Consider the following 16,757-nt stretch of genomic DNA (forward strand, 5'->3'; position numbering starts at 1 on the left):
GACGGTGCATTTGTCCGGCCCTCCGAAGGATGCCGAACCTGTCGGTCCCGCATTGTCCGCGGAGCCGATGACACCTGAGCTGCGGTCTCACGTTCTTCAGTTGGTCGCCACGGCACGCATGCTCGGCAAGGCCGAGATGATCTGCGAGATCGATGCCGATGCCGACCCCTCCGTTCGGATCGAGTTCCAGCGTCGTTTGCAGCAGGCGCAGCGCGATCTGGAAGCCGCCATAATGGAACGGAGCGACAGCGCCCATTTCACCCTGCCGCCCTCGATCGCCCCGGCCGTGAACCGGCCCACCCGGCCGCAGGAACCGCAAGCCGTGGCCAAAAAGGGCGCGTCCTACAACGATTGGGATGAAGACCGGCAGCGTTTTGGATCCGTCCCCGCCGTCATGGCGCTACTGGTCGCCCTGGGCCTGTTCGCGCATTGGGCCTATGGTGGCTCCTTCGGCGCGTCCGACACGTTTCAGTATTATGTCGCGCGCGAACGTTGCCTTGCGGTCTCGGACGCCATTCTGGACCTGCGCAACGGCCGCCCGCAGAGACTGCCGGGCGACCTGCCCTCCCTGCAGCGGGAGGAAGCCGGCTGCGCGTCGCGCAACATGTACGCGGCGACCTGGAAATAGGCCTCCGTCTCCGGATCAGTGAGCCAGCAGAAGCGGTATCGGGCTGTCGTTCAGGAGCGCGCTCGTGACGCCGCCCAGAACGGCCTGCTGCATGCGGGAATGCGCATAGGCGCCCATCACCAGAAGCTCCGCCCCCTCATCCAGCGCGTGGTTGCGCAACGCATCGGCGACATTGCGGCGCGCCGCGGTCAACACCGTCTCGGAAGCCGCGACCCCATGGGCCGATAGATAACCGACCAGCTTTTCGGCGGGCTGGATGTTGGAGACGTCCTTTTCTCCACGCACGGTGACAACCTGGACCTCATCGGCCAGGTGCAGCATGGGCAGCGCTTCGCGCACAGCGCGCACCGCCGGTACGCTGCCATCCCAGGCGACGAGCACCTTCGACGGCAGCTTGCCGGCGCTTGCGGCTGGAACGCGGATGACCGGCCGGCCGCTGCGGAACAACAGCGCCTCCACGATCTCGCGTTCGTCGCGCAGGCTGCTGCCGCCGGCATCGACCACCACGACGTCCTGCAACTGGGCGCGCAGGGCCGCACGACCCACCAGAGCGAGAAAATCGAGTGAGATGAGCTGCGTTTCCGGGTGGATGCCCGCCTGCCGCGCCGCGCCAGCCGCCAGGTCCATGCTGGCATGCGCCCGCGCTTCCAGCTTGCGCGTCTGCTCGGCCAGCATCTGGCCCGGCATGTCGGTGACCAGGCTGTACGGAATCCAGGCCGGTTGCGGCGACAGGAAATCGATGGTCAGGCGCCCCTCGAAATGACTGGTGATGGCGATGGCCATCGCCGTTGCCGGGCTGGCAGCGTTGCGGGCGTCCGCCTCGGGCAGAAGCGTGAGCATGACGGTCTTGTAGGCAGGCGACATGAACTGGTTTCCTGTTGTTGCGAAAGGGATCATTCCCGTCCGGGTCCGGTTTTGCCGAGGAGCATTTTTTCAACTTCCAGTATCAGCAGCAACGCGATGCCGACGAAAAGGATCAGCGCCCCGTCCGCGACGGGCACCGGTGCGCTGGCAAACAGCGTGTGCATGACCGGAAGGTAGGTGAATGCGAACTGCGCAAGCGTAACCGCCGCCAGCGCGAGCAGAAGTACAGGGGTGCCGAGGATGCCGCGCAGGCTGATCGAGCCCTGGTGCAGGTAGCGCACATTGAAGAGGTAGAAGATCTCCATCACCACGAGCTGGTTGACCACCATGGTCCGGGCGGTATCGACGCCGAGGCCGCGCCAGAGCGCCCAGTTGAAGATGAAGAACACCCCGACCGTGAAGAGCAGCGATACGAAGCAGATCCTCCACACGAGAAACCGCGACAGGAGGGCTGTTCCGGCCGGGCGGGGCGGGCGATCCATCACGCGCGGCTCCGGCGGCTCGAAGGCCAGCACGAGGCCGAGCGTGATGGTGAGGATCATGTTGATCCACAAGATCTGCGCCGGCGTCATCGGCAGCGTCGCGCCGACGAACAGGGCGACGACGACGGCCAGCACCTCGCCGCCATTGGTGGGCAGCGTCCAGGCGATCACCTTGCGGATGTTGTCGTAGACGGTGCGCCCCTCCCGCACGGCCGCCACGATGGAGGCGAAATCGTCGTTCGCCAGCACCATCTCCGCCGCTTCCTTGGCGGCTTCCGTACCTTTGCGGCCCATGGCCACGCCGACATCGGCCTGCTTGAGAGACGGAGCGTCATTGACGCCGTCCCCCGTCATGGCGACGACCTGCCCGTTGGACTGCAGGGCGCGGACGATACGCAGCTTGTGTTCCGGATTGGTCCGCGCAAAGACGCTGACCGACCGCGCCACGGCCGGAAGATCGGCTTCGGCCACGGCATCCAGCTCGGCCCCCGTCATCGCCTTCGGGTCGTCTGCCAGGCGCAGTTGCCGTGCGATGGCGGCTGCCGTCTCCTTGTGGTCGCCAGTGATCATCTTGACGGTGATACCGGCCGTGCGGCAATCGGCGATGGCTGTGATGGCCTCGTCGCGGGGCGGATCGATCAGGCCGACGACGCCCACGAATGTCAGCCCTTCGCCCAGCTGCTCCATGGAAAGGGCCGTCTCCGCCGCGGCAGCAGGCCGGGCCGCAAAGCCGAGCACGCGTTCGCCCCGCGAGGCCGCCTTGGCGATCTCGCTTTCCCACCGCGCGGTATCCGCGCCGGCGGCCATCGCCAGCAGCCGCTCCGGCGCGCCCTTCACGAACACCCAGCGCTCCGCGTCCGGCCCGGCATGCAGGGTCGCCATGAAGCGATGCTCCGCATCGAAGGGGATCGTGTCCAGCCGTTTCCATGCGGCAAGACCTTCGGGCGTCAGGCCCGCCTTGCGCGCCAGCGCCAGGAGCGCGCCTTCCATGGGGTCGCCGAGTACGCGCCAGTCGCCCTCGCCATGGACCAGTTCGGCATCGTTGCAGAGCGCCGCGCAGTAGAGAAGAAGGTCGGTCTCGCCTTCGGGTAGCGGCGCCGCCGCGACGAAACCCTCCCCCACCCGCCCGTCCGGCCGATACCCCGCCCCCTCCACGGCAGCCACCAGACCCGGGGTGACAAGGTGACGCGCGGTCATCTCGTTGCGGGTGAGCGTACCGGTCTTGTCCGAGCAGATAACGGACGTCGCGCCGAGCGTTTCCACCGCCGGCAGGCGGCGCACGATGGCGTGGCGGGCCGCCATGCGCTGGACGCCGATGGCCAAGGTGATGGTTATGACGGCAGGGAGCCCCTCAGGCACCACGCCCACCGCCAGCGAAACCACGACCATCAGCGCATCCACCGCGCTGTAGCCTCGTGCCAGCGTGGCAAAGGCGAACAGCAGCGCCGAGAGGGCCAGCGCGAAATAGGTGAACAGCGTGCCGAAACGATTGATCTGGCGCAGCAGCGGCGTCTGCAGGGTTTCGACCGCCCCCATCAGGGCGCTGATCCGGCCGATCTCCGTGCGACCGCCAGTCCCGACGACGACGGCGCGCGCCTGCCCCGTCGCCATCAGCGTTCCGGAGTAGAGCATGGAGGCGCGGTCACCCAGCGCGGCGGCGTCCACCACGGGCTCGGCGGATTTCTGCGCCGGGACGGATTCGCCCGTCAGCACCGCTTCATCGGCGAGCGCGGCGCGCGCTTCGATGATGCGCAGGTCGGCCGGTACCTTGTCTCCGGCTTCCAGCAGCACGATGTCGCCCGGCACGAGGTCGGCCACCGCCAGCTCGGTCCGCCTACCGTCCCGCAGGGCAAAGGCGTGCGGCGCGACCATATCGCGGATCGCGTCCAGCGCGTGCTCCGCCTTGCCTTCCTGAACGAAGCCGATGACGGCATTGATCATGACGACGGCCACGATCACGGCGCCGTCAATGACGTGGTTGAGCGCAAAGGCTGCGAGCGACGCTGCCAGCAGGAAATAGATCAGCACATTGTTGAACTGGGCCAGAAAGCGCATGGCCGGGTGCTTGCGGCGTCGCTCCGGCAGACGGTTCGGGCCATGAAGGGCCAGACGCTCGCGCGCCTCCTCGCCCGTCAGGCCGTCGGCCCGGGTGGCGAGAGCGCTCATGACGTCGGCAACGGACATCGCATAAGCGCGGTCGAGCGCGGTTTCCGGTGCGCCGGCATCTGGCCTGTTGGTCATTTCCGCGCTCCCGTTTCTGATGTTTGCGAACCCACGGTTGCTTGATGAACGATTCGGAGCAAGCAGGAATTGATCGAAATCAAAAATGCATGGGCTGGCCAACGTTTGCGGGAAGGCGTAACATGCGTTACGGATAACTTGTACTCGTTCCAATCCATGTCATATGTGTGGGACGGTCCGGCACGATCGAGCGGCAGCGGCCAGCCGAGCCGGAAAGACGTCAAGCAGAGGAAACAGGGAAATGCCCCCATATCGCTCACGCACGACCACGCACGGCCGCAACATGGCCGGTGCCCGTGGCCTGTGGCGCGCCACCGGCATGAAGGACAGCGATTTCGGCAAGCCGATCATCGCGGTGGTCAACTCGTTCACGCAGTTCGTGCCGGGGCATGTACACCTGAAGGATCTTGGCCAGCTGGTCGCGCGGGAGATCGAGCTGGCCGGCGGCGTCGCCAAGGAGTTCAACACCATCGCGGTGGATGACGGCATCGCGATGGGTCATGACGGGATGCTCTATTCGCTGCCCTCGCGCGAGTTGATCGCCGACAGCGTCGAATACATGGTGAACGCCCATTGCGCGGACGCCATGGTGTGCATTTCCAACTGCGACAAGATTACGCCCGGCATGCTGATGGCGGCCATGCGGCTGAACATCCCCGTCGTCTTCGTGTCCGGCGGCCCGATGGAAGCCGGCAAGGTGACCTGGGAAGGCACCGACAAGAAGCTCGACCTGGTCGACGCCATGGTGGCGGCCGCTGACGACCGCATCTCCGACGAGGAGGTACAGGCGATCGAACGGTCGGCCTGCCCCACCTGCGGGTCCTGCTCGGGCATGTTCACCGCCAATTCCATGAACTGCCTGACGGAGGCGCTCGGGCTTTCGCTGCCGGGCAACGGCTCGACGCTGGCCACGCACGCCGACCGGCGTCGTCTTTTCGTCGAGGCCGGCCATCTCGTGGTGGACCTGGCGCGCCGGTATTACGAACAGGACGATGCGTCCGTCCTGCCGCGCTCCATCGCCACTTTCGCCGCCTTCGAGAATGCGATGACGCTGGACATCGCCATGGGCGGCTCGACCAACACCGTCCTGCACCTCCTGGCGGCGGCACACGAGGCAGAAGTGGACTTCACCATGGAGGACATCGACCGCCTGTCGCGGCGGGTGCCCGTCCTGTGCAAGGTGGCTCCAGCCGTCGCCAACGTCCACATGGAGGATGTGCACCACGCCGGCGGCATCATGGGCATTCTCGGTGAGCTGGATCGCGGCGGCCTGCTGGATACCAGCGTCGGCTGCGTCCATGCCGAAAGCATGGCCGACGCGCTCGACCGCTGGGACGTCATCCGGACCGAAAGCCGCTCCGTCAGCGAATTCTTCCGCGCCGCGCCGGGCGGCGTGCCGACGCAGGTGGCCTTCAGCCAGGATCGGCGCTTCGCCGATCTGGATGTCGACCGCCAGAAGGGCGTCATCCGCAACGTCGAGCATGCCTATTCGCGGGATGGCGGCCTGGCGGTGTTGTACGGCAACCTCGCCGAGTACGGCTGTATCGTCAAAACCGCGGGCGTGGATGACAGCATCCTGACGTTCCATGGCACGGCGCGCATCTTCGAAAGCCAGGACGCAGCGGTCTACGGCATCCTCAACAACCAGGTTCAGGCCGGCGACGTGGTACTGATCCGCTATGAAGGCCCGCGCGGCGGCCCCGGCATGCAGGAAATGCTCTATCCGACGAGCTACCTGAAGTCGAAGGGCCTCGGCAAGGCTTGCGCACTGGTGACGGACGGACGCTTCTCGGGTGGCTCTTCCGGCCTGTCGATCGGCCATGTCTCGCCCGAGGCGGCGGAAGGCGGCACGATCGGTCTCGTGCAGGACGGGGACCGGATCGAAATCGACATCCCCAACCGCCGCATCCATCTGGCCGTGGCCGACGACGAACTGGCGCGTCGCCGCGTCGAACAGGAAAAGCATGGCTGGCAGCCGGCCGAGCCGCGCAAACGCCGTGTCACGGCGGCGCTGCGGGCCTATGCCTCCATGACGACGAGCGCGGCCAAGGGGGCCGTTCGCAACATCTGATCGGACGGGTGGCGGCGCATCGCGCGCCGCCGCCCGCTTTGCACGATCAGATCCTGAAATGCCGCAACTGCCGCCCACCATCCTTCAGGTGAAGATAGGCACCGTCGAATTGCGCCATGGCCCGCAGCTTGGGCCAGTCCGCGATGACCGCCTCCTTGTTGTGGAACAGGACGATATTCTGCGATTTCAGGTCCTGGAGCACACGGTTCACGTGCACGACCGACAGGCCCACGGCATCGCTGAGGTCTGATTGGGTGAGCGGAAAGGGAATGCGTCCCGCCTCTGCCAGGCCGACATTTTCCAGCCTTACTGCGAGTTCACACAGAAGATGGCATATGCGGCGCGGCCCCGGCCTGCGGCCGACATTGACGATCCATTCCCGGAACATCGACCCGTCGATCAGCGTGTCCCGCCACAACAGGTTGGCAAGGTGGGGATGCCGTCGCACCCACTGGCGGAATATCGAATGGGGCACGAGCCCGAGCTGGCAGGGTGTCGCCGCTGCAAGGCTGTGATCCATCACATCGACATGGAGGCTGTAGAAATCCGGAAAGTCGCCGGGGGTGTGGAAGGACATGATCTGTCGCTTGCCGTCGACGAGAATCTTGTACCGGCAGGCGAGGCCCGCGATAATGACGCAGCAGTGGCGAGGGCTGGAGCCTTCTTCGGCGATGAGATGACCGGCCCCGACATTCATGACGGTCATTTCCAGCGAGGCAATCGCCGCCTCGTCCTCCGGCAGGAGATTGCCGATCCCGGACAGCTTCCGCGCCAGCATCTGGGCACCCGACGGTTGGTAAAGCATATGCATCCAGTCCTCTCCGCATGCGACACGAAGCCCCGGAAATTACGTACCGTTACCGTGGCGACCTCGTCATGTGGCCCCTTCGATGAATATTACATCCCTTGAAGACCGGAACCAGAAGCTTAAGGCCGCGACCAACATACCGCTTTTTGCGCCGTTAAGGATACGCCTTTTGACGGAGCGCATCATATATCCTAGCGAATATACACCGGCCGGTAGATCACGATCGGCTCATTCATATCCCGCAGCATCTGGCGTCTGTCTGCCTGCCTCGAGAGGTCGATGCGCTGCAGGCATGCCGCGTAGGCGTCGGTGCCGCGCCGGAACCCGTAATCGGAGCATTGTGCCTCGTCGGCGGCGCGCAGCTCTTCGGGGGTCAGAGTCCGGCAGCCCGCCGGAACCGCCGAGAGGAGCAGAAGCGGCACAAGAACGGCTTTGAAGGGAATGGGCATGGCTGTCGGTCGTCCTCCGCAAGACGTTCCGACACTGCACCCGCTGCCGGCCGGCGGCAAGCCCGCCGCAACGGATCAGCCCGCGTCGCTGCCGCGCTCCGTCCCCACCGAAACGCCGCCGGCATCCTCCAGCGCGCGCGAAAGCTCCGGCGCGGCCCGCCTCCGCAGGATGGCAAGCGCCGCAACGGCCAGCGGAAGCAGCCCCTCGCCGCCAGCATCGGCGTGGCGCTGGATGTCGTCCCGCATGCGCGGCGTCCAGAACGCGGCCAGATGGTCGGCCATTCCGAGCGCGCCCGGCTCGTGGCCCTGGCTTTCGAAGAAGCGCGCGATCTGGTTGGCCATGCGGACCAGCGTATCCAGCGTATCGGCGCGCCCGCTCATTCCGCAGGCTCCGCCGGCACGATCCTGCGGCTGCGGTTCGCAAGGGCCTCGTACCGCTCCTGCCAGTCGCTGGGGCCGTTGGACAGCGACACCTGAACCGCCGTCACCTTGTATTCGGGGCAGTTGGTGGCCCAGTCGGAATAGTCCGTCGTCACCACATTGGCCTGTGTGAGCGGATGGTGGAACGTCGTGTAGACGACGCCCGGCGCGACCCTGTCGGTGATGCGCGCGCGCAGGGCCGTTTCCCCTGCCCGGCTGGCGACACGCACGAAATCGCGGTCCTTGATGCCGCGCTCCTCCGCATCGTGCGGGTGGATCTCGAGCAGGTCCTCTTCGTGCCAGCGGACATTCTCGGTGCGTCGCGTCTGCGCGCCGACATTATACTGGCTGAGGGTGCGCCCGGTGGTCAGCAATAGCGGATAGCGGGGGCCGGTCCGCTCGTCCGTGGGCACGTATTCCGTCAGCACGAACAGGCCCTTGCCGCGTACGAAGCCATCCATGTGCATGGTCGGCGTGCCGTCCGGGGCCGCCTCGTTGACCGGCCATTGCAGGGAGCCGGCCTGATCCAGCCGGTCGTATGTCACGCCGCGGAACGTCGGCGTGAGGGCGGCGATCTCGTCCATGATTTCCGATGGATGGTCGTAGGACATATGATAGCCCAGCGCATTGGACAGCATCTGGGTGATCTCCCAGTCGGCGTACCCGTTGCGCGGGGCCATGACGCGGCGCACACGTTGTATGCGCCGCTCCGCATTGGTGAATGTGCCGTCCTTCTCCAGGAAGGTCGACCCGGGCAGGAAGACATGCGCGTGGACGGCCGTCTCGTTGAGAAACAGGTCCTGCACGACGACGCATTCCATCGCATCGAGCCCGGCTGCGACATGGCGGGTATTGGGGTCGGACTGGAGGATGTCCTCGCCCTGGATGTAGATTCCCTTGAAGCGGCCGGCGACGGCTTCGTCGAGCATGTTGGGAATGCGCAGGCCCGGCTCCCCGTCGAGGCGTACGCCCCACGCCTCTTCGAACAGGCCGCGTGCAGCGCCGTCCGACACATGCCGGTAGCCCGAAAGCTCGTGCGGGAAGGAGCCCATGTCGCAGGCCCCCTGCACATTGTTCTGGCCGCGCAACGGATTGACGCCGCTGCCTGGCTTGCCGACGTTGCCGGTGGCCATCGCGAGATTGGCGATGGCCATCACCGTAGTCGAACCCTGGCTGTGCTCGGTCACGCCGAGTCCGTAGTAGATGGCGGCATTGCCGCCCGTTGCGTACAGGCGCGCCGCCTGGCGCACGTCGGCCGCCGGCACGCCGGTACGGCCTTCCACGGCTTCGGGGGAATGGCGATCCTGCGCAACGAAGGCCGCCCACTCGGCGAAGGCATCCAGGTCGCAGCGATTGCGGATATAATCCTCGTCGACAAGGCCCTCAGTCACGATCACATGGGCCATCGCCGTCAGCATCGCGACGTTGGTGCCGGGGCGCAGCGGCAGGTGGAAAGCGGCCTCCACATGCGGTGTCCGCACAAGATCGATGCGGCGTGGATCCACAACGATCAGCTTGCCGCCCTGCCGCAGCCGGCGCTTCATGCGGGAGCCGAAGACGGGGTGGCCGTCGGTCGGGTTGGCGCCGATCACCATGATGACGTCGGCATGGTCGACGGAATCGAAATCCTGGGTGCCGGCGGACGTGCCGAAGGTCGTCTTCAGGCCGTAGCCGGTGGGAGAGTGGCAGACGCGCGCGCACGTATCGACATTGTTGTTGCCGAACCCTGCGCGCACCAGCTTCTGCACCAGGAACGTCTCCTCGTTGGTGCAGCGCGACGAGGTGATGCCGCCGACGCTTCCCGCCCCGTGCGTCGCCTGGATGCGCCGGAATTCGGAAGCGGCATAGGCGATCGCCTCATCCCAGCTCACCTCCCGCCACGGATCGGCCGTCGAGGCGCGGATCATCGGCGTGGTGATCCGCTCCCGGTGGTTGGCGTAGCCCCAGGCGAAGCGTCCCTTGACGCAGGAATGACCGTGATTGGCCTTGCCGTCCTTCCACGGCACCATGCGGACCAGCTCTTCGCCGCGCATTTCGGCCTTGAAGGTGCAACCGACCCCACAATAGGCGCAGGTCGTGATCGCCGAATGCTCGGGTTGGCCGATCTCGATGACCTTGCGCTCGGTCAGCGTGGCGGTCGGGCAGGCCTGTACGCAGGCGCCGCACGAAACGCATTCCGACGAGAAGAAATCCTGCGACTGGCTCGGCGATACCCGGCTGTCGAAGCCGCGCCCGGCTATGGTGAGCGCGAATGTGCCCTGCACTTCCTCGCAGGCGCGCACGCAGCGCGAACATACGATGCACTTGGACGGATCGTAGGTGAAATAGGGGTTGGATTCGTCCTTGGGCATATAGGCGAAATTATCCGCCTCGCCGTTACGCGCCTTGACATGGTTGGCGCCGTCATACCCGTATCGAACCTCGCGCAGACCGACGGCCCCGGCCATGTCCTGCAGCTCGCAATCGCCGTTGGCCGCGCATGTCAGGCAGTCCAGCGGGTGATCCGAGATATAGAGCTCCATCACCCCCTTGCGCAGCGTCTTCAGGCGCTCGGTCTGGGTGCGCACGACCATGCCTTCGGCAACCGGCGTCGTGCAGGAGGCCGGCGTGCCCATCCGGCCATCCACCTCCACCAGGCACAGCCGGCACGAGCCGAATGGCTCGAGACTGTCGGTCGCGCACAGTTTCGGGATGGCGGTCCCCATCTCGGAGGCCGCCCGCATGATCGAGGTTCCTGCGGCCGCCGTCACGCGGACGCCGTCGATCGTCAGGGAAACGGTCTGGCCCGATGCGCTGGGCGGAGTGCCGAAATCCTTTTCGCGGATCAGGGACATAAGGTCGCCTCCTCTGCCGTCAACGGGCCGCTTCCAGCGATGCCGGCAAGGCCCGCAGGGTCAGGTCGAAATCTTCTGGAAAATGGGTCATCGCGCTGGACACCGGATACGGCGTGAAGCCGCCGAGCGCGCAGAGCGAGCCGAATTTCATGGTCTGGCACAGGTCCGCCAGGAGGCCGAGATCGGCACCCACCGGCGCCAGCGTCTGCCGCGCGGCAAGGATGCGGTCCATTACCTCCTGCCCGCGCACCGCGCCGATGCGGCAGGGGGTGCATTTGCCGCAACTTTCCACCGCGCAGAATTCCAGCGCGAAGCGGGCCATCCGCGCCATGTCGACCGTATCGTCGAAAACGGTGATGCCACCATGCCCGATCAGCCCGTCCTTTGCGGCGAAGGCCTCGTAATCGAAGGGCGTATCGAACAGATGCGGCGGGAAGTATGCGCCCAGGGGTCCGCCCACCTGCACGGCGCGCACCGGCCGCCCGCTGGCCGTACCGCCGCCCACGCCAAGCACCAGTTCGCCGAGCGTTATGCCGAAGGGCACCTCGTAAAGGCCGCCATACCGGATATTGCCGGCAAGCTGCACCGGCATCGTCCCGCGCGAGCGGCCGACGCCCATGGCGTTGTAGCTTTCGGGCCCTTCGGCAAACAGCGCCGGCACGGTCGCCAGGCTCAGCACGTTATTGATGACGGTCGGCTTGCCGAACAGGCCCTGCAATGCCGGTAGCGGCGGCTTGGCCCGGACGATCCCCCGTTTGCCTTCCAGCGAGTTGAGCAGCGCCGTTTCCTCGCCGCAGACATAGGCCCCGGCCCCGACCCTGACTTCCATGTCGAAGGCGATGCCGAACCCGTGGATATCCGGGCCAAGCCAGCCGGCCCGGCGGCTTTGCACGATGGCGCGTTCCATCGCAGCGATGGCGTGGGGGTATTCGGAGCGGATGTAGATGTAGCCGTACCGGGCGCCCACGGTGGCGCCGCAGATCGCCATGCCCTCCACCATGCGGAAGGGGTCGCCCTCCATCAGCATCCTGTCGGCAAAGGTGCCGCTGTCGCCCTCGTCGGCGTTGCAGACGACGAATTTCTCGTCGCCATCGGCCTTGAAAACGGTTTCCCACTTGATGCCGGTCGGAAAACCGGCTCCGCCGCGACCGCGCAGGCCGGAAGCCTTCACCGTATCGACGCGCTGCTGCGGTGGCATCGCCAGCGCCGCCTTCAGCCCGGTCCAGCCGCCATGCGCCGCATAATCGGCTTCGGAACACGGATCGACGATCCCGCACAGGGCAAAGGTGCTGCGCACCTGCCCTTTCAGGAACGGGTGATCCTCCGGCCGACCAATGCACAAGGCGTGCTCCGCTCCATCGAAGACGCCGGCTTCCACGAGCCCCGCCACATCCTCCGGCGCGACCGGCCCATAACCGATGCGGCCGTTCGGCGTTTCCACCTCGATCAGCGGCTCCAGGAAATGCGCCCCGCGCGATCCGTTGCGGATCAGGACCACGTCGATACCCAGCCCATGGGCGGCCTCGACAAGGCGCCGGGCGATCTCGTCGGCGCCGACGCAGACGGCGGCGGCATCACCGGGCACGAACAGCTTGCGGCTCATAGACCGGCCTCCACCAACAAGGTAGCCAGCCGCTCCGGCGTCAGCCGCGCGTGCACCTGTCCGTCCACCATGGCCGCCGGCGACAGCGAACACAGGCCGAGGCAGTACACGGGCTCCAGCGTCACGGCGCCATCACCGCCGGTCGCGTGCATCGGTATGCCGAGTTGCCGCTCGGCGGCCTCGGCCAGGGCATCGGCCCCCCGAGACTTGCAGGCTTCCGCGACGCAGAGCCGGACGACATGCCGGCCGGCGGGCCGGCGGCGGAAATCGTGATAGAAGGTGACCACACCATGCACTTCGGCCCGCGACAGGTTGAGCGCATCGGCGATTGCCGGCACCATTGCATCGTCGACGAAACCGAATTCGCCGACTACATCGTGCAGTATGGGCAGCAGCGCACCCTTGCGACCGGCATGGGCGGCGAGTATCTCCGCCAGCCTCCCGGCGTCGTAACCGCCGTTGCCACCTACCCTGTCCAGCATTGCGCACTCCTCCTGCGGGACGGAAGAGTCGATCCAAATTTAGAACCAGTCAAATAGTCGCCATCACTGGTTGATAGACGATGTCTATCAGGACGGCCCGAGCATGTCGGCCAGGGCCTGGCGCAGGTGGGCCGACCTTCCGCATGACAGCGCGATCCGCGCCATCACCGAGCTTGGATGGCGGTTGGGCACGACCAGGCCGACGGGCTGCGGCCGCGCCGGCGGATCGAGCGGCATCGTGGCGATGGCGGGATCGCACGCAATCGTCCGTGCGTAGGTCTGCGGCAGGATGCAGGAGAACTCTCCAACCCGCACCATCGACAGGAGGGCGGCATAGGAATTGGCCATGGCCGCCGGCCGGACGTCGAGGCCGATGCCGGCCAGATGGGCGTCGAGGATACGGCGGTTCTGCATGTCGGGCGCCAGAAGACACAGGGGCGTCGCGACCGCCTCCGCCCAGCCGATCGCGGCGCGCCCGGCCAACGCCCCCCCGGCCGGCGTCGCGAAGATATAGGTCTCGCGGTATAGCGTGGCCGATATCACGTCGGGCAGCGGCTCGTTGTCGAGATAGGTCATGCCGACGTCGATCTCGTAGCCGGCGAGCGCACGGTCGATCTCGCGGGAGGTCAATGCGTGAATCTGCACCGCAACCGCCGAATGCAGGCTGCGCAAGGCCGCGACGAAGGCTCCGCAGACCGGCATGGCCGCCGGGATGATGCCGAGCCTCATCAGCCCCGTCACATCGCCGCCGGGCGGCGTCTCCGTCGCATCGCGCAGGCCCGAAACGTCGGCCAGGAGCTGTTGCGCCCATGGCAGCGCGGCCTCGCCCTCCGTCGTCAGGCCGGCAAAACGCCGGTCTCTCAACACAAGGCGCACACCGAGTTCGTCTTCGAGGGCGCCGATCCCGGCGGACAAGGTGGGCTGGGTCACGCCGCAGGCAGCCGCCGCCCGGCCGAAATGCCGCTCGCGCGCCAGCGCGACGAAATATTCGATAGTCCGGATCTGCATGCGCCCTCCCGCCGAGCGCATATGGCACGAAGCGTGGAAGCACCGTCAACAGGCATGGGCGTTTCACAAGCGCCGCGCGGTATTACGTTTGGGCGGACGGAATACGCCAGAGGACGACGAGGATGACACAGACAGGACCGGACAGCTTCATCCACCGATACAGCCCGGGGCAGGACGAAGCCCGCCGCCCCTTGCTGCTGCTGCACGGCACAGGCGGAAACGAGGAAGACCTTATCGATCTCGGCCAGACGGTATCGCCCGGCTCGGCCCTGTTGTCTCCACGCGGCAAGGTTAATGAAAATGGCATGCCGCGCTTTTTCCGCCGACTGGCCGAAGGCGTCTTCGACGAGGAGGACGTGAAGTTTCGCGCCAACGAACTGGCCGACTTCGTGGCGGAGTCGCGCCTGGCCTACGGGCTGGATACGCCGATCGCCTTCGGCTTTTCCAACGGCGCCAACATAGCGTCGGCGCTTCTGCTGCTGCGTCCGGAGGCGCTTGCCGGGGCGGTGCTGCTGCGGGCCATGGTGCCTTTGCAAAAGATGCCCTCGCCGGATCTTTCGAGCAAGCGGATCCTGATGCTGTCGGGCGCCATGGACCCGATCGTCCCGGCCGCCAACGCGGCGATGCTGGCGGAGCACCTCAAGGCTTGCGGAGCCGATGTCACCTACCGAAACCTCCCGGCCTCGCACGGGCTGACGCAGGCGGACCTTCGCCATTCGGCGGAGTTCCTCGCCCTTTGACTTGAAGGCACGATAGCTTACGAAAGGGGCTGCGCAGATTCGAGCCGGGGGCAGGTCTCATTCCAAGCTTCGCATTCCTTGCATCCGATACGCCGGAAGCGCAGTCGGCCTTGGCGCGGCTGACCGCGCTTTACGACGGCGCCCCGGCCGACGATGCCGACGTGATCGTGGCACTGGGCGGCGACGGTTTCATGCTTCAGGTGCTGCACCGCTACATGAACAGCGGCAAGGCCATCTACGGCATGAACCGGGGCACGGTCGGCTTCCTGATGAATGCCTACCGCGAGGAAGGGCTGGAAGCGCGCCTTGCCGTCGCGCTTCGCAGCACGATCCACCCGCTCCGCATGATTGCAAGCGACAAGACCGGGCAGGATTACGAGGCACTGGCCATCAACGAGGTGGCGCTGTTCCGCCAGTCCTTCCAGATCGCGCGGCTTCGCATCTCCATCGACGGCAAGGTCCGGCTGGACGAGCTTGCCTGCGACGGCGTCATGGTGGCCACGGCCACAGGCTCCACGGCCTACAACCTGTCGGCCGGCGGGCCCATCATCCCCATCGATGCGCCCCTGCTGGCGCTGACACCCGTGAGCCCGTTCCGCCCGCGGCGCTGGCGCGGCGCGGTGCTGCACAACCGGCAGACGGTGGAAATCGAGGTGCTGGAACCGGAGAAGCGGCCCGTCAACGCCGTGGCCGACCATTTCGAGGTCAAGTCCATCCTGCGTATCCGCATAAACGAGGAGCGCGGCTCCAGCTGCGCGATCCTGTTCGACCGCGACCACAGCTGGGACGAGCGCATCCTGGCGGAGCAGTTTCGCTACTAGTCGAGGTCGCTGGCGTCGGGCGCCTTGGGCCGGAACATCTCGAACACCTCGCGCGTCACGGCATAGTCCATGTAGCCGAGGCGCGATAAAGGCGCGGCCAGCGCCATGTCGATCCGCCCATCGCGGATCAGCGCGTCGTCGAGATGGATGCCGACAACCTGCCCGATCACGACGACGTTGCCGGAATGCCCACCGTCGATATCGCGCGGGTGAAACCACTCGGTCACCCGGCACTCCAGCGCGGCAGGGCTTTCGGCGACGCGCGGCGCCGAGACGAGGCGACACGGCGCCTCTGTCAGCCCGGAGAAGGAAAATTCACTCGTGCCGCGCGGCGCCGGTGCCGAACTGCGGTTCAGCGCTTCGGCCAGCTGCTCCGTCGCGAAGTTGCAGACGAATTCGCCGCTTTCGATCGCGAAGGTGGCAGAGTCCTTCATGCCGCCAGACGAGAACATGACCAGCTTGGGCTTGTCCGAAATGGCGTTGAAGAAGCTGTAGGGCGACAGGTTCACCGCGCCGCCGCGTGACCGGGTGGAGATCCAGCCGATGGGACGCGGCGACACGATGGCCTTGAAGGGGTCGTGCGCAAGGCCGTGGCGATTGTCGGACGTCTCGTAGAACATGGCGTCTCAGCCCTTTGCCAGCGTAACGATCTCGGACAGTTCGGGGCGCGGACGCTCCGACCGCTCGTCCGCCGGGGTCCCCACATAAAGAAACCCGGCGATTTTTTCGTCCGGGGAAACCCCAAGCGCCGCCTTGGCCCGGTCGTCATAGGCGGGCCACTCCGTCAGCCAGGTGGCGGCGTAGCCATGCGCGCCCATCGCATGGATCACGTTCATGGTCAGCGCGCCGGCCGACAATACCTGCTCCCATTCCGGTATCTTGAAATGCGGGGCCGCTCTGGACACCACGACGACGACGAGCGGCGCGCGGGTGAAGCGGTCCAGCTCGAAGGCGCGGCGCGCCTCCGAGAGCGGGCCTTCGTTGCTCTCGGCGATGTCGGCCATCGCCTTGCCCAGGGTGGCGGCGGCATCGCCACGGATGAGAATCAGCCGCCATGGAGCAAGCTTGCCGTGATCGGGCACGCGGACCGCAAGTCGCAGGATCTGGTCGAGTTCCTCGCCCTCGGGCGCCGGGGCCTTGATATCGGGGATCGAGATCGAACGCCGCGTCGCCAGATGGTGCTTCAGTTCGGTCATCGTCGTCGATCTTCCTCTGCCATCATCACTTTTCGGCCCGATTTCAAGGCGCACCTTGCGCCGCGACCGGATCGTCAGCCATATCGGGGCGACGAAACTTTGCCAATGCG

The 16,757-nt window shown here is 66.3% G+C and carries 15 protein-coding genes; 4 read left to right on the forward strand and 11 right to left on the reverse strand.

The genetic code is table 11. The features are described 5' to 3' along the window. The first annotated feature begins 67 nt into the window (after positions 1-67). A complete protein-coding gene (locus IGS74_RS14335; protein ID WP_192387030.1) occupies positions 68-628 on the forward strand; it encodes a hypothetical protein in 561 nt (186 codons plus the stop codon). Positions 629-643: 15 nt separating this feature from the next. Here the strand turns inward: IGS74_RS14335 and IGS74_RS14340 are convergent, their stop codons facing one another. After that, positions 644-1,492 (reverse strand): universal stress protein, encoded by an 849-nt coding sequence (locus IGS74_RS14340; RefSeq protein ID WP_192387032.1) that lies wholly within the window; start codon positions 1,490-1,492, stop codon positions 644-646. 29 nt (positions 1,493-1,521) lie between these two features. Continuing rightward, the gene (locus tag IGS74_RS14345) at positions 1,522-4,158 is read right to left on the reverse strand and encodes an HAD-IC family P-type ATPase (protein WP_192391815.1); all 2,637 of its coding nucleotides are present in this window, start codon (positions 4,156-4,158) and stop codon (positions 1,522-1,524) included. A gap of 298 nt (positions 4,159-4,456) precedes the next feature. Between IGS74_RS14345 and ilvD the strand changes: the two genes are divergently transcribed. Continuing rightward, entirely contained in the window at positions 4,457-6,286 is a 1,830-nt protein-coding gene (gene ilvD, locus IGS74_RS14350) for a dihydroxy-acid dehydratase (protein ID WP_039193200.1), read from the forward strand. A gap of 46 nt (positions 6,287-6,332) precedes the next feature. Here the strand turns inward: ilvD and IGS74_RS14355 are convergent, their stop codons facing one another. The 7 genes from IGS74_RS14355 to IGS74_RS14385 form a co-directional block, all read right to left on the reverse strand. After that, positions 6,333-7,097, reverse strand: a complete 765-nt coding sequence (locus IGS74_RS14355; protein ID WP_039193198.1) for a Crp/Fnr family transcriptional regulator — start codon at positions 7,095-7,097, stop codon at positions 6,333-6,335. 188 nt (positions 7,098-7,285) lie between these two features. Next, positions 7,286-7,543, reverse strand: coding sequence for a hypothetical protein (locus IGS74_RS14360; RefSeq protein WP_192387034.1), 258 nt, complete (start codon positions 7,541-7,543; stop codon positions 7,286-7,288). 75 nt (positions 7,544-7,618) lie between these two features. Beyond that, on the reverse strand, positions 7,619-7,924 hold the full coding sequence (locus tag IGS74_RS14365; protein ID WP_192387036.1) for a formate dehydrogenase subunit delta: 306 nt from the start codon (positions 7,922-7,924) through the stop codon (positions 7,619-7,621). Beyond that, entirely contained in the window at positions 7,921-10,797 is a 2,877-nt protein-coding gene (fdhF, locus tag IGS74_RS14370; protein WP_192387038.1) for a formate dehydrogenase subunit alpha, read from the reverse strand. The genes IGS74_RS14365 and fdhF overlap by 4 nt, the downstream gene beginning before the upstream one ends. A gap of 19 nt (positions 10,798-10,816) precedes the next feature. Beyond that, on the reverse strand, positions 10,817-12,400 hold the full coding sequence (locus IGS74_RS14375) for a formate dehydrogenase beta subunit (RefSeq protein WP_192387040.1): 1,584 nt from the start codon (positions 12,398-12,400) through the stop codon (positions 10,817-10,819). Further along, positions 12,397-12,882 (reverse strand): formate dehydrogenase subunit gamma, encoded by a 486-nt coding sequence (locus IGS74_RS14380; RefSeq protein WP_192387042.1) that lies wholly within the window; start codon positions 12,880-12,882, stop codon positions 12,397-12,399. The genes IGS74_RS14375 and IGS74_RS14380 overlap by 4 nt, the downstream gene beginning before the upstream one ends. 87 nt (positions 12,883-12,969) lie before the next feature. Further along, positions 12,970-13,890, reverse strand: coding sequence for a LysR family transcriptional regulator (locus IGS74_RS14385; protein ID WP_192387044.1), 921 nt, complete (start codon positions 13,888-13,890; stop codon positions 12,970-12,972). A gap of 122 nt (positions 13,891-14,012) precedes the next feature. Here IGS74_RS14385 and IGS74_RS14390 point away from each other — a divergent pair, with 122 nt between their 5' ends. Continuing rightward, the gene (locus tag IGS74_RS14390; protein WP_192387046.1) at positions 14,013-14,630 is read left to right on the forward strand and encodes an alpha/beta hydrolase; all 618 of its coding nucleotides are present in this window, start codon (positions 14,013-14,015) and stop codon (positions 14,628-14,630) included. 59 nt (positions 14,631-14,689) lie between these two features. Next, complete coding sequence (locus IGS74_RS14395; protein ID WP_192391816.1) at positions 14,690-15,451, forward strand: NAD kinase; 762 nt, start codon at positions 14,690-14,692, stop codon at positions 15,449-15,451. Here the strand turns inward: IGS74_RS14395 and IGS74_RS14400 are convergent. Further along, positions 15,448-16,071 carry a flavin reductase family protein gene (locus IGS74_RS14400; protein ID WP_192387048.1) on the reverse strand — a complete coding sequence of 208 codons (624 nt, stop codon included), beginning with the start codon at positions 16,069-16,071 and terminating at the stop codon, positions 15,448-15,450. The genes IGS74_RS14395 and IGS74_RS14400 overlap by 4 nt on opposite strands. Positions 16,072-16,077: 6 nt before the next feature. Then, on the reverse strand, positions 16,078-16,647 hold the full coding sequence (locus tag IGS74_RS14405) for a nitroreductase (RefSeq protein WP_039194215.1): 570 nt from the start codon (positions 16,645-16,647) through the stop codon (positions 16,078-16,080). Positions 16,648-16,757 lie beyond the last annotated feature (110 nt).

It is taken from the genome of Aureimonas sp. OT7, assembly GCF_014844055.1.
In the GTDB taxonomy this organism is placed as follows: Bacteria; Pseudomonadota; Alphaproteobacteria; order Rhizobiales; family Rhizobiaceae; genus Aureimonas; species Aureimonas altamirensis_A.

Excerpts from the sequence above, each read along its gene's own strand:
- IGS74_RS14335 (WP_192387030.1), top strand. The coding sequence starts at position 68 with ATGACACCTGAGCTGCGGTCTCACGTTCTTCAGTTGGTCGCCACGGCA.
- IGS74_RS14340 (WP_192387032.1), bottom strand. The coding sequence starts at position 1,492 with ATGTCGCCTGCCTACAAGACCGTCATGCTCACGCTTCTGCCCGAGGCG.
- IGS74_RS14345 (WP_192391815.1), bottom strand. The coding sequence starts at position 4,158 with ATGTCCGTTGCCGACGTCATGAGCGCTCTCGCCACCCGGGCCGACGGC.
- ilvD (WP_039193200.1), top strand. The coding sequence starts at position 4,457 with ATGCCCCCATATCGCTCACGCACGACCACGCACGGCCGCAACATGGCC.
- IGS74_RS14355 (WP_039193198.1), bottom strand. The coding sequence starts at position 7,097 with ATGCATATGCTTTACCAACCGTCGGGTGCCCAGATGCTGGCGCGGAAG.
- IGS74_RS14360 (WP_192387034.1), bottom strand. The coding sequence starts at position 7,543 with ATGCCCATTCCCTTCAAAGCCGTTCTTGTGCCGCTTCTGCTCCTCTCG.
- IGS74_RS14365 (WP_192387036.1), bottom strand. The coding sequence starts at position 7,924 with ATGAGCGGGCGCGCCGATACGCTGGATACGCTGGTCCGCATGGCCAAC.
- fdhF (WP_192387038.1), bottom strand. The coding sequence starts at position 10,797 with ATGTCCCTGATCCGCGAAAAGGATTTCGGCACTCCGCCCAGCGCATCG.
- IGS74_RS14375 (WP_192387040.1), bottom strand. The coding sequence starts at position 12,400 with ATGAGCCGCAAGCTGTTCGTGCCCGGTGATGCCGCCGCCGTCTGCGTC.
- IGS74_RS14380 (WP_192387042.1), bottom strand. The coding sequence starts at position 12,882 with ATGCTGGACAGGGTAGGTGGCAACGGCGGTTACGACGCCGGGAGGCTG.
- IGS74_RS14385 (WP_192387044.1), bottom strand. The coding sequence starts at position 13,890 with ATGCAGATCCGGACTATCGAATATTTCGTCGCGCTGGCGCGCGAGCGG.
- IGS74_RS14390 (WP_192387046.1), top strand. The coding sequence starts at position 14,013 with ATGACACAGACAGGACCGGACAGCTTCATCCACCGATACAGCCCGGGG.
- IGS74_RS14400 (WP_192387048.1), bottom strand. The coding sequence starts at position 16,071 with ATGTTCTACGAGACGTCCGACAATCGCCACGGCCTTGCGCACGACCCC.
- IGS74_RS14405 (WP_039194215.1), bottom strand. The coding sequence starts at position 16,647 with ATGACCGAACTGAAGCACCATCTGGCGACGCGGCGTTCGATCTCGATC.